The sequence below is a fragment of the Streptococcus mitis genome, assembly GCF_013305725.1.
GTDB classification, from domain to species: Bacteria; Bacillota; Bacilli; order Lactobacillales; family Streptococcaceae; genus Streptococcus; species Streptococcus mitis_BO.
This window is the reverse complement of record NZ_CP047883.1, coordinates 1,085,983-1,101,552: the sequence shown is the minus strand read 5'-3', so window position 1 is coordinate 1,101,552 and position 15,570 is coordinate 1,085,983. Positions and strand designations below refer to the sequence as shown.

The following is a 15,570-nucleotide window of genomic DNA, read 5'->3' as shown; positions in this document are numbered from 1 at the left end:
ACTAAACCTCTTCTATCTTTCCCCGATGAATGGTTACTACTCTATCGCAGACATCAACCAACTCTTCCTTATAGTGGGAACTTAAAAGAACCAGTTGCTCTTGTCTATCGATTTGTGCTAGCCTATCAAAAAACTTCTGTCGATAATACTCATCTAAGCCATTTGTAATCTCATCCATGAGCCAGCATTTCGCCTGACTGAGGAAATACATGGCAATCACCAAGCGTTGCTTCATGCCTAAGGAATACTTGCGAATGGGAAGGCTGATATAGTCAGACATTTCCCAATAGGCGATTTCATCCCTCAAGTTTAGGTTGGACTTCCAGATATTTTTTATAAGGCGAAGGTAGTCCGTCCCACTTAAGTTTCCATCCAGCCATTCAACGCTCTCATAATAAAATAAAGAAGGAGGAACTGCGATATTTCCACTACTTATAGGAATTAAATTGCTAATGGCGCGGAACAGGGTCGTCTTTCCAGAGCCATTGATAGCAAGAACGCCATAAATACTGCCCTTTTCAAATGTAAAATCAACATCTTGTAAGATGACTTGTCGCGTTTTTAAGGTCACATGAGTAAGCTGCAACATATCCAGTCCTCCTTTTCCTCACTCTTTAAGGATTAATAACCTCCGCTGTAGTAGTTTATTACCTCATAACGATCATAATTCCAGCCAGAACCAACTTTATACTCAGAATAGCTATAATAACGAGACCATGATGGAACATTAATATAGCTATGTTTGTGGTAATTCATACTAGACCTATAGTAGGTATTCCAATCATACCTATAAGTTTTAAGAACGCTCACAGCAGATACACTGGACTGAAAAAGACCAACAGATAACAAACTAGCCAATAAAACAACTTTTGCTGATTTTTTCATGGTTTTCACCTCACTAATATATTTACTTTCGAAAGCGCTTTAATTATATCATGTTTTTATTTGTTATGCAATAGTTTTTTATTTGTTATGTAATAATTTTTTTAATTCGAAAAGTCTCACACTAAACGCTAGCAACTGGAATTTACTCTAAGACGACTCTGTTTTAGGGCTATTTGTCGTGCACTTTTTTCTAAGTCTTTTCGCTTTTGAACCCTTATATATCAAGAAAAAGAAAACCAGTGGAAGTTAGTCTAAGACGAATTTCCACTGGTTTCACGCGTTTTTCTCATACTAAAGGCTAGATTGTGGGAAACTGGAAGTTAGTTTTAGAAGTTACCGGTTTTCTAAACTCATCAAGCATTTCTTCTTTTGTAATTTCATTCTGACGAAAATGAGCTAAAACTTGGGGTGGATTGTCATCAGTCTGAACACCATAGATAAAATCAAAATGATGTTGTAATTCATCTGGATTTTCTCGATTTTGAATTACAAATTCCGCAAAATCTAAATCTGACTCTGACTTTTTATATTTTGCAAAATAGTGACAATGATAGTCAGTGCTCTTAAAAATTTCTATAAAATTTGAAATACGAAATTCTACTATAATACCTACTTCTTCTTCAGAGTCAAAAATATTATTATTAGAGGTGCTTCGATTTAATACTTCAACTTGCTTGTTAATAAATTTTCTAGCTTGTTCAAAGTCAGGCGTGATATAGAAACCAGGTCCAAAGTCTAGCTCACTTCCTAAATTAAATTTAACATCGATTCCTTTTTTCAAGGATTCTAAATGTCTCAATAATGTAGCATGAAACCACTGCGTCTGACCTAGTTGCTTTTCCTGCTTGGTAGTCAACTCCAAAACATTTACTTCCTTCCGTCTTTCCTAAATCTCTCTAAATTCTTCTCCAATTGTTCTTTATGAAGTTGGTTCTTAGCTTCCTTTAATGTGTCGTCCAAAGTTGCTTCTGTTTTTAGTTGTTCTGATCCTTGATCTGGAGTGAAAATGATATCTAGCAGTCGGTCTATTTTTTCAAGATCTTGGACAGACATATCAGATAGTCTATGAATTAGTTTCTTAAATATATCACCATTGTCGTGGTTTTTCTTAAAAAATGTTGTAAACATCTATAACCTCTCAAAAAAAGCAGCCTATCAGGACTGCTTAGTGTAATTCTGAAATCGCATCATAAATGGACTCCAATTTCTTATTGTCTTTATTCTTTGTGTCAATCAACGTATGTAGCTCTTCAATTTTCTTTTGACTACTTTGAATATCGCTATTGTTATCTGCAATCAGTCTTTTAAGATGTTGCTGATAACTTGTAGTAATATCTGTCTCTTTTCCTGTTCTAACCTCTGTAACTTTGGGTTTAGAACTAGGATTTGATTCCGTCACAGGTGCTTGTTTTCGCTTTTGAAAAGCTGCTTCATAATTTACATCATTACCTCCTTGATGATTTCCAAATAAGGCTGCAATTTTATCTGGATCTTCTTGATTTTCTGATTTACTTTCTAATGGTTGATTAAAATTCCAATCTTTTGTCATTCACTCATTTCATCCTTTCTAAATTCAGAATCATCGAATTGTCTTTCTTTACCAAAGGCATGGTCAAGAGCTTCTTCAAAACTCATGTGACTAATGCTTTGACGCCTTTTGAACGTCGCAAACATCGCTGTCTCTAGTTGCTCTTTATAAGCAGCTAGTTTTTCTGACTCTCTTGCTACCTTGCTTTCTTGCCTAGTGACCTTTTCTTCTAAGCGTTCAATAATGGTCATATACGATCCTCCTTCATTCTAATATTAGCTAAAACATCTTGATTTTGTTATCACAATTCTAAACATTGAGAGGTTTGTCTTACTGGTTGATTCCTCAATGTTTCTTTTGCAGTATCGATCATCAATTGTAAATCTGATTTCTTTTCTCTAAGGACATCATTCCAGTCTACTTTTTCTTTCCCAGATTCATTATCAGGTAAATCCAGTAAAACAGGAAATCCTGATTGAGATAACTTATCAGAAAAATCTTTTCCTGCATCATCACAATCTACCGCTAGTGTCAATAAATCAGGATGATTATCAAAATAGCTGGTCGTATCACGAATTGTATTGATCAAAGGCAATAACTTTGAAGGTATTACTGTATCCAAAAATTCCAACTTCTGATTTTCTTCAGCTATCAGTCGTAAAGTTTGATAAGCAACAACAGACCTTTTTAATCCTTCCATAGATACCAAACGAACATCAGATAGACTTTGTTGATGAAGTTCGTAATAGCTCATCAAGTCGATAAACGATTCACAAAAGACCAGTTTATTTGGTTTACCAATGTCAAAGGATATTCCAATATGTCCATGGCTTCCTTTTAGAATCGTTTTTAACCTCTCTCTAGAAAGAGCGGGATTCTTATAAATCCCTTGTAGACTTGCTGCCTGCAGCTTGTGACGATGATTAAAGCTTTTAAAAACAATAACAGGTTCAACTGTTTCGTTTGTTTTCCAACTGGCTTGTGCTATTAAACCTTGTTGAATCATCCTTTGTACGATTTCTTCTGAAATTCCTCTACATTCTGTTAAATAATATCTGGCCAGACTACAGTTAGAATCTTCTATTCTCTTTAAAGGATAATAAAATGGTCTCTCTCTTTTTTCTTGAACAGCTTCTTTTTGAAAAGGTTCTTCAGAAAGAAAGGCTAGAGCTTCTTTAAAGGATAGTCCCTTAACTAGTCGAACAAAATCAATGACATCACCTTGAATATCTCTTGAAAACCATTTAAAAGTATTGGTAGTGGAAAAAATTCGGAATGAATCGTGTTCAGGATGTTCATAGACACTGCTAGAAACTTGTTTAAAGGAGATACCTAAACGATTGGCTACATCAAGAATTGAAATTTGCTTACACTCTTCTATTTCCATGCAATATCATCATTTTGTCGTAGTATTTGGCAATGATGGTATTGATGATGATTCTTCTAAAGTTTTAGGAGTTGCCTTATCTAAATCATCTAACCCAGATTTCCAAACCTGTACTTGATTGACCAATAACTTACCAGGTAGTTTAGAATAGGATAACTTAACTGTTCTTGTTTCTGTCTGATTAGTCTTTGATTGGTTGGCATTCTTTAAATCAGATACATAGGTTACATTATAAGAGACCATGGCAATAGCTTGATTCGTAGTCTGATTGACAAAGATATCTGCTTTTTCAAAATGATAATCCAAAATATAATCCTTATACACTTGGTTCATGGCATCATTTTGACTTGTCAATTCTTGAGAATAAGCCGATTCAGTCATATAAGGTTGAATACGTGTATTATTTTCTCCGAGCTTTTCTTTCGTATAGTACTGAGTCAAAAATTCTTTTACAGTATCCGATGACAAAATACTTGCTTTATCTTCTGCTTGTTTGTCCTCTACAAGTTTAGCTGCAGCCAATTCGATTTCTTTGCGACTTTGTTTAGCAGTAGAATGTTGACCAGCAGTATATCCCATCATGAGAATAAAGCTAGTTGCAGCCACTGCTCCAACACTAATTAAGGCTTTAGTTTTGACTTTATTTAACATCTTAGACCTTCTTTCTATAAAAACTAGGTCAAGAATAACAAAAAGAACTTGTAAGTTTTATCACATCACAACGAAAGGTAATTCCTACATTTCAGGCGCAAAATTGTACAGTTCAGAGAAAAATATCAAAATTAGCTGTCTTCAGCTTATAATATAAACATGAACAAATTAAAAGAAGAAAATTTGAGAAGAGCTCTTTCTCATATTGAACGACATAAACAAGCCATAAATACAGGTAATAATAGTGAGGATAATGATTTTCATAAATTATTACTCCAATTTAGCTATGAAGTATATGAAAGAATCAAGGCAAATAAAAAACCTTATCCGAATTTAGATTCAGATAAAGTCTTTTGACTATCTAAAAAGTTCACATTTTTTTCTTATTTATGGAGTTAATGAAGCGCCAACTGAATCCTAGAACCAACATCAGATTGATGAAAAGGTACACAGCCGTAAAACTAGTTAAACCATGTTGTCTGATATCATCAAAATATAAACTAGGTTCAGTAAAGAACAAATAAATTCCATAACCCTCAACGAAAATAAGAAAACTGACAAAACCAATCAGGAAAAGTCCACTGGCAATAAGAAAGAGTCTCCATAAAAGAATGAGAATTCCTCCTACTGCTAAAAAAATTACTGGGATAAGGAGTAAATCATTCATGACTTTCTCCTTTCTAGTCAATCAATTGACGATAATGGGTGGCAAGAGAGGAATCAAATTCCTCTAGCTTTTGAACTAAGTCCAAATACTCCTCTTTTTCATGTTCTTCAAAGTCCACACTTCGATGATTCTGAAGAGAGATTTCCAATTGACTAGTGAGTTCTCGTTTAGAAAAACTGTAATCGCCTGTCACTTCCTCATAATGTTCCTTTAACTCCTTGTAGGCTTGGTATTCTTCAGGTGTTTGAAATCCCTGTACCAAAGCCTCTTCTAATTGATAATAGGTATCTTCCATCATAATCGTTACCTCGTTTCTTTCTATCTTTATTCTACCGCGCTTTTCTTTTCTTGTCCGCTATTTATATCTATTTTTTAATCTAATTCAAAAGAAAGTTGTTCTTGCTTTTCTTTTCCTTTTCCTTTTTCGTGGAGTTGTCTTAAGGCCTGATCAATAATATCTAAATCCGTTTCTGTTTCAATTAATGGCGCGAGTACATCGTATTCGGCCTTTTTAGTTTGATAATCCTCTTCCTTTGGAAAATTTTTCTCAATTTCTACCTTAGCAGTAGTCCATTTATCCTTTAATTCATCCAATAAGTTCTGAGTTTTCACTTGGTCCTCCTTGATGTGATCAATCGTATGCTGAAGCCTTTGAATGGTCCCTAAAGGAGAATACAAATCTAAACTGACAGAATATTGATTTTCTCCTACAATCTTAACAGAGAAGGTTTCAGGAAGAGGTTGATTTGTTGGAAGACTAAGCATTTTAATGTCAAATCCTCTATAGCTTGCTAGGGTACGGAATTCTTTGCTGTCAGCTTGATTATGACGGATAAAACGGTGTAGGGATTCCCCTGCTTCAGATCGTTGATCAAAAGCTTGCTTACCTACCGTCATAGAAAATGCCTGGTCTTTCGACATTTCTGACTGTTGAATGTCGCCTTCATACTTGCTTAATCGTTTCTCAAGAATGGGCATATTTTCTTCACAGTAGGAGATTGTATGACGATAGTGATCCTTGCTGCGTTGAAAGGCGCGTCTTTGATTTTCTAATAGAGTTAGATCATTCTCTAGTTCCATCTTATATTTGAGATAAGGATTACCTGTTGCTAGTGCCTTAAAATCAGAAGCTGTCATAGTCTGTTCATCAATGTCTTCTGCAGCACGAATCGGCTCCTTAGAAGTCATAATCTGCTTAATATAACGGAGTTTGTTCTCCTGAGTTGCCCATAGATAATTATCAAACGAACCTTTGGTAATATAGTGGTAAATATCCACTTCCTTGTTTTCATTTCCTTGTCGGATAATCCGTCCATTGCGTTGCTGAATGTCACTTGGTCTCCACGGTACATCCAGGTGATGAACTGCTTTCATCTTGCTCTGAACATTTAAACCTGTTCCCCCTTTTTCAGTTGAGGCAAGGAGAATCCGCACCTCTCCTGCATTGACTTTTCGAGACAAACTATTCTTCTTTTCATCACTATTGGCATCATGTACAAAGGCAATTTCCTTACTAGGGATTCCTCTATCAACTAATAAAGCCTTAATCTCAGAATAGACATCAAAACCATTATCCTTTTTCTTAGGTGTGCCAATATCTGAAAAAATCATCTGAGTAGCCTTATTTCCCATTCCCTCACGATAAATTCTTTCAACATTATCCACTACCTGAAGCAGTTTGTGATTGTCTGCTAGACTATAACTAGAGTCCAATAAACGCATATCAATTGCTAGTTTCCGTGCCTCACCTGTTATCTTTAACATGTTATCCTGACTCGGATCAACTGTTCCACATTTGACCATATCTGACCTCATAACTAATTCTTCTAGATAGAGTTTCTGGTTTTCAGTTAACTCACTCTCAATAGGGATAATATGAGCTTCTGGAACAGGTAAATCCAACATATCTTGTGTTTGAATGTCGGCTGTTTCTTTATAGATTTTCATCAACTCAGGTAGATTGACAAACTTTTTAAATCGTTTCTTAGGTTGGTACTTATCCCCTGTAGGAGCTAATTCCATAGAGTTTTGAATTTCTCCAAAAGCACCTACCCAAGAGTCAAAATAATCAACTTGATAGCGTTTTAAGATATCGGGTTGAATGTAGTTCATCATAGTGTATAACTCACTAATAGAATTGGAAACAGGTGTTCCTGTCGCAAAGACAATATTTTTAAAATCATGTTCTTCCTGAATCTGTCGAACCTTCATTTCCATATCCACATTTTTCTTAGACGTTGTATTAGTAATCCCTGCTACATTTCCAAGTCCAGTAATGGGACGAATATTTTTAAAGTGATGTGCTTCATCCACAAAGAGAAAATCAATTCCTAAGTTCTCAAAATCAATAAAACTATCACGATTAAAGCGTTGGAGTTCTTCCAATTGTTTCTCTAGACCACTTATTGATTGCTCTGCTTCTTTAACGGTATACTTATTTTCAGAATGTGTTTTAATCTCTCGTAGTTCATTGAGTTTATCCTCAATATAGTTCATCTGTCTTTCCTTACTGACAGGGATTTTTTCAAATTGAGAATCCCCAATGACAATGGCATCGTAATCTCCTGTAATAATACGTGAAACAAATTGTTTTCTTCTCGCCTTCACAAAATCTTTCTTAGTAGTCACAAAGACTTTTTTAGTAGGGAAAAATTTCATGATCTCTTGGCCAAATTGAGCAGACAAACTAGAGGGCACCACATACAAGGGCTTATGAACCATCCCCAACTCCTTTAATTTAAACCCAGCACCAAGCATAGTCAAGGTCTTTCCTGAACCTACCTCATGAGCTAACAAGGCTCTTTTTTCTTCAACGATTCTTTGAATGGCATTCTCTTGGTGAGGACGAAGACTGATGTTTTGTGCCAAGCCATCAATGACTAGATGGCTACCGTCATACTCTCGACTAACCGTTCGATTATAAAGACGATTGTAACTTTCTTCAATGACTTGTTGGACGTCTGGATACCGTGAGACAAAGTCTTGAAAGAGTTCTTGTAAATGCTGCTCTTTTGCTCTTAGAACAGAGGTTTTTTCCAAATCTGTGATAGTCTTTTTCTTTTCTCCTTCCGTAACTGTCATAGTAATCGTCGGTTGGTTTGAATTTAGTAAATTCTCAAAAATCTTTCTTCCTGTATCATAACGTGACCCACTAACTCCAAGACTACTATCTTTGGCACTTGGATAGCGATAAGCAAATGATGTCCTTAAATGAACCTGGCCATCGACAGGATTCACTTCAATGACTTGTTCAACATCTGGCGAAGACAATTCAAATTCACGATTGGTAAAACATTCAAAGGCAAATTTACCATAAACGGATTGAGGAATCCAACGTGACCCTATTTTGAACTCAATATCTGCCAGATGAATCCGTGGAGGACGAACAGATTCTAACAAATCTAAAGCATGGTTCCAATCACATTCTTGGTTATTTTCCTCCACTAATAGTTGAACTACTTCTATCTTGTTGAGAATATCTCCTGATAAAAACTGGTTCTTAGAAAGATATTTTCTTTCCCCTCTTAAATAGCTTTCTGGATCCATTAAAATCTGGTCTCCTAACTCATCTAAAATAGCAGCTTGGCTATGTTCGGGATAAATTGATACCATATAGTCTAAATCAACTCCTCTACCATCCGATAAACTGGAGTTTAAGGCATCTAGAGCCGTTGAAACTCTTGTAATCACTCTCTCTGGCCTAACCAATGCTTTATCAAAGGCTAAAGATTTTTTATATTTTACTTTCTGATCTTTAGAATCAATGTATTCATCTTCTAAACTAGCTAGTAAGGAATACTTATCGTCACTATCAAATAAGTTCCGATTGACTGAGGCATTCAAGTATCCAAATTGACTTACAAAACGGTCATAGTCATGATTGAGTTTACTAAGTAATATCTGAAAATCTGGACGACTATAATCTGGACGACGTTGAATTTCAATTAAGGCTTGATAGGTCTCTCTCAAATCAACCATGCCCTTAATGCGACTAATATCCTTATCCGATAAGGGACTTTCATAAAAGACAGTTTTTTTGAACAGTCCCTTATATTTCCCTCTTTTACTCGCTTCTTCCGACTTGTATACATCTAGTGCTTCCTCATCTGTCAAATGGAGTTGCACGAATCGGTCTATTTTATGTTCAGACAAAGAACTGTCCCAAGCTTTAAAATCTCCCTTCTCGTCTACATAATAACTAATTTCGTCTACTTTTGAACTTTTCCGAATGCCATGCGTATCTCGGTAATAAATTTGATTTCCCTCATATCCAAAAGAATAGAGCGCTAAGTTCTCACGTATACGACTTGGGATAGAATGATCCACTTCTTCTTGGATAAAAACAGGTGCTTTCAAAGAATTGTCAATTTGTTTAGGTGCTTCAACATTCTCTAATGCTTTCATTATGTCAGTAGATAATGTTTCTGATACCCCCTTAACATTGAGGGTTCCTCCATTAAAATTACGTACCTCATATTCACCCAAAACTTGTGTGTTGTATTTCCCATCAAAATAAGGATTGATCCAGACACGCTTATCCTCCTCAAAGGGAATAGAGCCACTAAAGACAAGCTCATCTTCATTAAGATTCTTTGCTTGATCCTTTTGAAAGAAGAGGAGGTCTGTGGTCACTCGAGTACCTGCAATCTTTTTAAAAGTCGTATCCGGCAAACGAACTCCCCCTAAAAAATGAGTGTTGGCTTTAATCTCTTGTAAGACATTATCTGTCCGCTTATCCATTGTCCCGATAGAAGAGATAATCGACACTTGTCCTCCATCTCTTACTAAATCAAGTGAGTGTTTGACAAAGTAATCATGAATCATATAAGGTTTATCATAGTTTTTATCTGCAATGCGAAAATTTCCAAATGGAACATTCGTTAAGACTAAATCAAAACTATTATTTTGATAGGGAACCTCTTCAAATCCTCGCACTTCAATGTGGACATTTGGATGGAGTTGTTTTGCGATTGTGCCTGTCACACTGTCTAACTCAACTCCATAGAGTTCTGATTTCTCTCGTATACTTCTAGGCATCGCCGCAAAGAAGTTCCCAGTCCCCATAGAAGGATCTAAAATTCTTCCTCCCTCAAAACCATCATCCAGTAATTTTTGCCAAATCTGGCGAATAATCATTGGGTCTGTATAATAGGCTGTGAGAGAACTTTGTTTCATGGTCGAGTATTCTGATTTACTTACTAAGCCCCTAAGAGTTAAACGTTCTGTTTCATACTTTGGATTGAGTTCGTCGAAAAATTCATTGGCAAGGCCACCCCAGCCAACATACTTGGCTAGTAGTTCTTGTTCTTCTGGATTCGCTTGTCTTCCCTCTTTTTCTAATCTTTTAACAAGATTAATTGCGGCGATATTCGTTTCAATTTTTTCTCGATTTGTCTTAGGATAAAAGTTCTCTAAATCATCTGGAAAAACAAAATCTTGAACAGAGACATCCGTCTCTTCTATACCTGAAATTAGAGTTTCTGTTTCCTTTTCATTTTCTTTTTCTTTTTCTTTTTCTTCTTCCAAATAGGAAAACAAATCTATTTCCTGACTTTCACTTGATGATTCAATCTCAATCTCTAATTCTTCTTTCTCAAGTTCTACAAGAGACAATACTTGTTCAATCTCTTTCAAACTGTTCAAGTATAAGATAGGATTCTCTTCAAATAACTGGTTGGAATCATTGAATAGCTCTAGGCGAACTAAGTCATTTAACTGTGCATTTTCAATCGAAACCAACTGAAATACTTGTCCTTTATAACTTACTTGTGAACCAATCGGATATTCCCTCAAAGCTTCTTCTACAATTTTATCGACATTAGAAAAAGAGTTAGTTTCTTCTATTTCCTGTTCAATTTCACTTGAAGGAGATAAGGATTCTTCTACTTGCTTTGATTTTTCGCTTCTAGCCTTTACCTCATCAAAATGAGTAATAATCTTCAGCTTTTGTGTCAGTGGGAGTTGTTGGTAGTTTTCTTCACGATGAACAAGATCCGTAACTGTATCTAAAGTAGCCATCAATTCTGAACCCATATAGGCTAGAACATCTCCCTCTTTTTCTTCAAAACGAATCTCAAGAACTTCTTTTTTAAGCTCTTTTGAGTCAACCATTAGAAGAAATTCCTCTATATCTCTACTAATACGGTCAGATAGATTATTCGCAACTCGATAGACGTTGACTAAATTGACATCCTGATTCTGATGAAATACAAGCTCACTTAGTTGTTCTAGCTTTTCTTTTTCAGATTGGATGTAAAATCGAGTGGAAAGATTATAGGTTGCGACTTCTAGCACCAAGTTTTTCTCAAAATTACTTAATTGGGATAATTTACCTAGACCTGCTTGTCCAAAATTTCTTGTGTAACTTTCTAAATCTTGATTATTATTTTCAGAACTGGCCTCTAGAAAAGAAACAATATCTTGTTCAAAAGAATAGACATGAGCTATCTCTTCTCTCTTGCCTTCTTCAATCAAAAAACTCTCTACCAAATCCTGCCATTTCTCATCAAAATGTTGCGCTTGATAACGAAGAAATAGGTCCATTTTCTCTCTATCTTTTGGAATTGTTCCACGAAACATAGCTAATATTTCCTTTACTTCCATACTCGCTCCTTTCATCTATACGAAAATAGGAGAATCACATGATTCCCCTACAACTCTATCTCCATTTCAACCTCTTGAGGACTGGTTTCTAAATCACTAGACAAAAGAGAAACGGCATCTGTTCTCATGTAGTAATTATATAAGTCTTCAAGGTCTTGTTGGTTTTCAATCCCTGTTTCAATACTAATCAGAGCCTGTATAAATTCCTTGTAGTGACTCTCCATCATATCTGAAATCTTTTGTTTCATTTCCATAAATACTGATGTCGGTTCAGTTATACTTGTTTGTTCCATGTCTTGTAAATCCTTTTCTAAGGGATTGGTTCCTTCTTCTACTTCCACTAAATCTGAACGACCATCACAATCAGAATCTGCGCTAAGAGGATTGGTTCCTAGCGCCAATTCTTGAGCATCAGTCAGTCCATCTTGATCCGAATCACGTTGATAAATGGCTTCCATATACTTCCTTCTTTCCTAGTTAATCTTTTTTCACTCCAATCCTACCAAATATTCCTTGAAAGAAGTATCACAAATCGAGTAGAGGATAATCTCTAGCCCCTCTCACACCACCGTACGTGCCGTTCGGCATACGGCGGTTCAACTAACTTTTAACGCATGTCGTTCAAGGTAATAATCCAAACACGAAACCAGTCCACGTTTTTCGAGGGTGCCCACGGAGGACTTACACCTCAGACGCACGACATGCCCGTCGTACACAAAAAACGGTTCATTACCTAATATGGTAATGAACCGTTTTTGAGAATATAAAGAAAGATTTGGATTTGATAAACCTAACTCAAATTACTTATTAATGTACTGAGTAACGTTTTGCAATATCCGCGATATTATCAGCGATAAGGTCTGAAGTCAAATGAGAGCCTCCATTATCCAACTCTTCAAACCAATTCTTCAATACAACATTTGTGACAGAAGAAACAGTATCAGGAGTAATGCGATAATTCTTCCGTAAAAACTGTTCTACCTCAACTCTAAGAGCTTGTTTTTCATTTGTCAAAATCATATCGTGTCCTCCTCAACTAAGATTAGTTTATTTGCAATTTTTTGATCACATATACAAAGTTGTGTATCACCCTGATATTTTCCCAAAAGAATATCAGCGGTTTTTTCTAAGGAATTTACTCCCTTGAAATAGTCATCTAAAGTGACTTTCAAACGAGTAACTTGACCATCAAGAACTGGGCCAAATACTGCTGAAAAATTATGAAAATTAATTCCAACCTTAGCGTCTAACTTCAATCTATTTTTATAAACAAACTGAAAGTATTCTTTATCAATTTCAAAAATCTTCGTTTCAACATCATTAGAATCTTGAAACTGATAACTTAAAACAACAGGCTTTACGTTTGGATTAAAAGGAAGTTCATCTTTTGTTTTTCGCTGAGCCCATTTAACAGCCTGATCAAATTTAGATGTCACATAAAATCCTATACCAAAATCACAGTTCCGTTTACTATGACAAACATCTATTCCATCTTTTAAAGATGGAACCTGAGTAGATGTCGTTCCGTGATACCAAACGGCTGTGTTGCTAAATTGATTACTAAAGCTTAACTCTCCCATAAATTAATTATATCATTTTACTATAATTTATGCACGTACTATTTTATAAATTTCATCTCTCATTAACTATTTTCCGTTTTAGTCATTAATCCATTGATTAATATGTAAATCAAAAATCACTAATAGTATCAGTGACCTTTGATTCTTAAATTAAAATTTTGCTCCTTTAAAATAAAGTCCTTAAACGCATTATTGAAAATAGTGATAGCCTTAGAAGCTTTTCTGCTCATTAAGTAAGTAAAAGAAACGGGGGTGGTTACTGTAGTGGTTTCAAGATGAGCAATCTTATCTGTAAAAGTCTTTTTTAAGTAAAGGGGCAGAAAGGAAATGCCTTGATTCATTTCTATTAGTTTGGCAGTTACTGTAATATCATTGATAGTAGTGAAATCGGCTTCTGGAACTAGCTCAATGATTTCTTTTTTTAGATTTTCCCAATAGACGGGGTGGTTATCGGATAATATTTTATAGTTTTTAAATAATTGTAATTCGTCGCATTTTACTGTTGTTTTAGGATAAAAGAGGGCAATCTTTCCTTCACAAATTTGTTCGGATATGATTTTTTTACTATATGGAACTTCTCTATCAATACCAATATCGAATGTATTCGTTTCAATAGCTTGTTCAATATGGCTATTTAGCACGGATACAGAGATATCAATATCTGGATAGCGCTGAAAGAATTCCTGTAAAAATTGTGGTAAAAGGTATGTGGCAATGTAAGGAGATACGGCTATTTCTATATGAAATTGTTGTTTTTTATTTTGTAGCCTAATCTTTTGAATACTTTGCTCATAGGTTTGTATAAGATTTTCAGCAATCTCTATAAATTCTCTTCCAACAGCAGTTAGTGTCAAGTTTCTTCCCACTGTTTCGAAAAGTTGAACTTGAAGGTGCTTTTCTAATTTCTTAATTTGTTGATGTAGTGTTGGTTCGGTAAGAAATAGCTCTTCGCTAGCTTTACGATAATTGAGATGTTTTGATAATACCAAAAAAGTGTAATACCAATCTAAGTTCATAGTTACTCCTATTTATAAATTTTTTCTTAATGATTTCTAAACTTTTTTCAAATTTTAAAATACCTTGATATAGTATACCATATTATTACAGATAGGAGCTCGTATCTAATAAAATAAGGAGTGAGGTATGATATACATTCAAGATAATACAATTAGAGATGGTATGCAGCAAACGTCGATTAAGAAAGATGTTGCAACTAAGAAAAAGGTTATTACTGAGATTAGTAAATCCAAAATTCATTCGGTTGAGATTGGTATGTGTGATACTATTCAAGATTTGAATATTTTAAAAGGCTATATGCGTATATTAAGAAAAGATCAATCTGGGGTAGTTTTAACTCGCTTGATTGAGAGTAGTATTGACTTAGCATTCCAGCTGTATAGTATGTTTCCTAATACGGTTATTAAACTACTGGTACCTGTTTCTAAGATGCATATAACCGAAAAATTAAAAACTAGAGAGGATATCTATCTAAAACGCTTAGAGAGAATTTTGGATTATTCTAAAGAAAAATCACTGCATGTAGATATGGTCTTAGAAGATTCAACACGTGCTAATAGAGAATTTTTATTCCAAGTATTAGATATTGTTTCAAACTATGAAGTAGGATTTGTAACTTTAGCAGATACTGTTGGATGTTCTACGCCAGATGAATATGGAAAAATGTTTAGTGATATTCATAGTAGATTTCCAGCTCTAAAGTTATCAGCGCATTGTCATAATGATTTAGGATTAGCAACAGCTAATACAGTAGCTGCGATTATGAATCATGCAAGTCAGATTGAGACAACCTTTTTAGGAATTGGGGAACGTGCTGGTAATACATCTTTAGATGAGGTGATTGCTATTTTACAAAAGAAGAAGTTTGATGAAATTGACTTTGATTTGCAGACTGTATATCAACTGTCTATAAAGATAAGTGATATTTTAGAGTATGATGTAGCACCCACTAAACCAATAATAGGGAAGAATGTCTTTGTACATGAATCAGGAATTCATCAAGATGGAACTATGAAAAATATTGAAATGTACCAGTATTTATTGCCGAATGAATTAGGAATTCCTAATTCCACTAATTATACAATTAGTGGAATATCTAGTAAAAAGGTTTTATATAGATATTTTGAATCGTTAGTAGGAGGTGATGTAAATATTGATGAACTAATAAGTTTTTATAGAAAATTGAGTAAAATTACTGATAAGCTTAGTCCAGAAGATTGTTTAGAATTGTTTAAATTAGAAAGAGGTTAAT

17 protein-coding genes are annotated in these 15,570 nt (G+C 34.8%); 2 read left to right on the top strand and 15 right to left on the bottom strand.

What is annotated here, in order from left to right; all coding sequences use genetic code 11:
• Position 1: 1 nt before the first annotated feature.
• The 8 genes from M594_RS05480 to M594_RS05445 all read right to left on the bottom strand — a co-directional run bounded on the left by M594_RS05480 (position 2) and on the right by M594_RS05445 (position 4,451).
• Positions 2 to 589, bottom strand: coding sequence for an ATP-binding cassette domain-containing protein (locus tag M594_RS05480; RefSeq protein WP_173876174.1), 588 nt, complete (start codon positions 587 to 589; stop codon positions 2 to 4).
• 32 nt (positions 590 to 621) lie between these two features.
• The gene (locus M594_RS05475) at positions 622 to 810 is read right to left on the bottom strand and encodes a hypothetical protein (protein ID WP_254597292.1); all 189 of its coding nucleotides are present in this window, start codon (positions 808 to 810) and stop codon (positions 622 to 624) included.
• Between the two features lie 373 nt (positions 811 to 1,183).
• Positions 1,184 to 1,747, bottom strand: a complete 564-nt coding sequence (locus M594_RS05470; RefSeq protein WP_254597117.1) for a DUF3990 domain-containing protein — start codon at positions 1,745 to 1,747, stop codon at positions 1,184 to 1,186.
• 5 nt (positions 1,748 to 1,752) lie between these two features.
• Complete coding sequence (locus tag M594_RS05465) at positions 1,753 to 2,013, bottom strand: hypothetical protein (RefSeq protein WP_173876172.1); 261 nt, start codon at positions 2,011 to 2,013, stop codon at positions 1,753 to 1,755.
• Between the two features lie 37 nt (positions 2,014 to 2,050).
• Positions 2,051 to 2,434, bottom strand: coding sequence for a DUF5945 family protein (locus M594_RS05460; RefSeq protein ID WP_173876171.1), 384 nt, complete (start codon positions 2,432 to 2,434; stop codon positions 2,051 to 2,053).
• Positions 2,431 to 2,664, bottom strand: coding sequence for a DUF5965 family protein (locus M594_RS05455; RefSeq protein WP_002933293.1), 234 nt, complete (start codon positions 2,662 to 2,664; stop codon positions 2,431 to 2,433). The genes M594_RS05460 and M594_RS05455 overlap by 4 nt, the downstream gene beginning before the upstream one ends.
• Before the next feature lie 50 nt (positions 2,665 to 2,714).
• Positions 2,715 to 3,800 (bottom strand): toprim domain-containing protein, encoded by a 1,086-nt coding sequence (locus M594_RS05450; protein ID WP_173876170.1) that lies wholly within the window; start codon positions 3,798 to 3,800, stop codon positions 2,715 to 2,717.
• A gap of 9 nt (positions 3,801 to 3,809) precedes the next feature.
• Positions 3,810 to 4,451: a peptidylprolyl isomerase gene (locus tag M594_RS05445; RefSeq protein ID WP_173876169.1), complete on the bottom strand. Its 642-nt coding sequence runs from the start codon at positions 4,449 to 4,451 to the stop codon at positions 3,810 to 3,812.
• A gap of 159 nt (positions 4,452 to 4,610) precedes the next feature.
• On the opposite strand from M594_RS05445, the gene M594_RS05440 reads away from it, so the two are divergent.
• The gene (locus M594_RS05440) at positions 4,611 to 4,808 is read left to right on the top strand and encodes a hypothetical protein (RefSeq protein WP_025172557.1); all 198 of its coding nucleotides are present in this window, start codon (positions 4,611 to 4,613) and stop codon (positions 4,806 to 4,808) included.
• A 13-nt stretch (positions 4,809 to 4,821) separates the two neighbouring features.
• Here M594_RS05440 and M594_RS05435 read toward each other — a convergent pair whose 3' ends face one another.
• From M594_RS05435 to M594_RS05405, 7 genes are all read right to left on the bottom strand, one after another.
• Positions 4,822 to 5,118 carry a DUF5966 family protein gene (locus M594_RS05435; protein ID WP_125395691.1) on the bottom strand — a complete coding sequence of 99 codons (297 nt, stop codon included), beginning with the start codon at positions 5,116 to 5,118 and terminating at the stop codon, positions 4,822 to 4,824.
• 13 nt (positions 5,119 to 5,131) lie between these two features.
• On the bottom strand, positions 5,132 to 5,416 hold the full coding sequence (locus M594_RS05430) for a DUF5962 family protein (protein ID WP_049534662.1): 285 nt from the start codon (positions 5,414 to 5,416) through the stop codon (positions 5,132 to 5,134).
• Positions 5,417 to 5,490: 74 nt separating this feature from the next.
• On the bottom strand, positions 5,491 to 11,721 hold the full coding sequence (locus M594_RS05425) for a DEAD/DEAH box helicase family protein (RefSeq protein WP_254597116.1): 6,231 nt from the start codon (positions 11,719 to 11,721) through the stop codon (positions 5,491 to 5,493).
• A 47-nt stretch (positions 11,722 to 11,768) separates the two neighbouring features.
• Positions 11,769 to 12,179: a thrombospondin type 3 repeat-containing protein gene (locus M594_RS05420; RefSeq protein WP_173876167.1), complete on the bottom strand. Its 411-nt coding sequence runs from the start codon at positions 12,177 to 12,179 to the stop codon at positions 11,769 to 11,771.
• Between the two features lie 349 nt (positions 12,180 to 12,528).
• Entirely contained in the window at positions 12,529 to 12,741 is a 213-nt protein-coding gene (locus M594_RS05415; RefSeq protein WP_033680325.1) for a hypothetical protein, read from the bottom strand.
• Positions 12,738 to 13,301: a DUF3990 domain-containing protein gene (locus M594_RS05410; RefSeq protein WP_173876166.1), complete on the bottom strand. Its 564-nt coding sequence runs from the start codon at positions 13,299 to 13,301 to the stop codon at positions 12,738 to 12,740. Before M594_RS05410 ends, M594_RS05415 begins: the two co-directional genes overlap by 4 nt.
• Positions 13,302 to 13,429: 128 nt before the next feature.
• Positions 13,430 to 14,317, bottom strand: coding sequence for a LysR family transcriptional regulator (locus tag M594_RS05405; RefSeq protein WP_173876165.1), 888 nt, complete (start codon positions 14,315 to 14,317; stop codon positions 13,430 to 13,432).
• Between the two features lie 127 nt (positions 14,318 to 14,444).
• On the opposite strand from M594_RS05405, the gene M594_RS05400 reads away from it, so the two are divergent.
• Positions 14,445 to 15,569, top strand: coding sequence for a LeuA family protein (locus tag M594_RS05400; protein WP_173876164.1), 1,125 nt, complete (start codon positions 14,445 to 14,447; stop codon positions 15,567 to 15,569).
• The last annotated feature ends 1 nt before the right edge of the window (position 15,570 follow it).

Excerpts from the sequence above, each read along its gene's own strand:
- M594_RS05425 (WP_254597116.1), bottom strand. The coding sequence starts at position 11,721 with ATGGAAGTAAAGGAAATATTAGCTATGTTTCGTGGAACAATTCCAAAA.
- M594_RS05450 (WP_173876170.1), bottom strand. The coding sequence starts at position 3,800 with ATGGAAATAGAAGAGTGTAAGCAAATTTCAATTCTTGATGTAGCCAAT.
- M594_RS05435 (WP_125395691.1), bottom strand. The coding sequence starts at position 5,118 with ATGAATGATTTACTCCTTATCCCAGTAATTTTTTTAGCAGTAGGAGGA.
- M594_RS05400 (WP_173876164.1), top strand. The coding sequence starts at position 14,445 with ATGATATACATTCAAGATAATACAATTAGAGATGGTATGCAGCAAACG.
- M594_RS05460 (WP_173876171.1), bottom strand. The coding sequence starts at position 2,434 with ATGACAAAAGATTGGAATTTTAATCAACCATTAGAAAGTAAATCAGAA.
- M594_RS05455 (WP_002933293.1), bottom strand. The coding sequence starts at position 2,664 with ATGACCATTATTGAACGCTTAGAAGAAAAGGTCACTAGGCAAGAAAGC.
- M594_RS05445 (WP_173876169.1), bottom strand. The coding sequence starts at position 4,451 with ATGTTAAATAAAGTCAAAACTAAAGCCTTAATTAGTGTTGGAGCAGTG.
- M594_RS05415 (WP_033680325.1), bottom strand. The coding sequence starts at position 12,741 with ATGATTTTGACAAATGAAAAACAAGCTCTTAGAGTTGAGGTAGAACAG.
- M594_RS05465 (WP_173876172.1), bottom strand. The coding sequence starts at position 2,013 with ATGTTTACAACATTTTTTAAGAAAAACCACGACAATGGTGATATATTT.
- M594_RS05430 (WP_049534662.1), bottom strand. The coding sequence starts at position 5,416 with ATGATGGAAGATACCTATTATCAATTAGAAGAGGCTTTGGTACAGGGA.
- M594_RS05420 (WP_173876167.1), bottom strand. The coding sequence starts at position 12,179 with ATGGAAGCCATTTATCAACGTGATTCGGATCAAGATGGACTGACTGAT.
- M594_RS05405 (WP_173876165.1), bottom strand. The coding sequence starts at position 14,317 with ATGAACTTAGATTGGTATTACACTTTTTTGGTATTATCAAAACATCTC.
- M594_RS05480 (WP_173876174.1), bottom strand. The coding sequence starts at position 589 with ATGTTGCAGCTTACTCATGTGACCTTAAAAACGCGACAAGTCATCTTA.
- M594_RS05440 (WP_025172557.1), top strand. The coding sequence starts at position 4,611 with ATGAACAAATTAAAAGAAGAAAATTTGAGAAGAGCTCTTTCTCATATT.
- M594_RS05410 (WP_173876166.1), bottom strand. The coding sequence starts at position 13,301 with ATGGGAGAGTTAAGCTTTAGTAATCAATTTAGCAACACAGCCGTTTGG.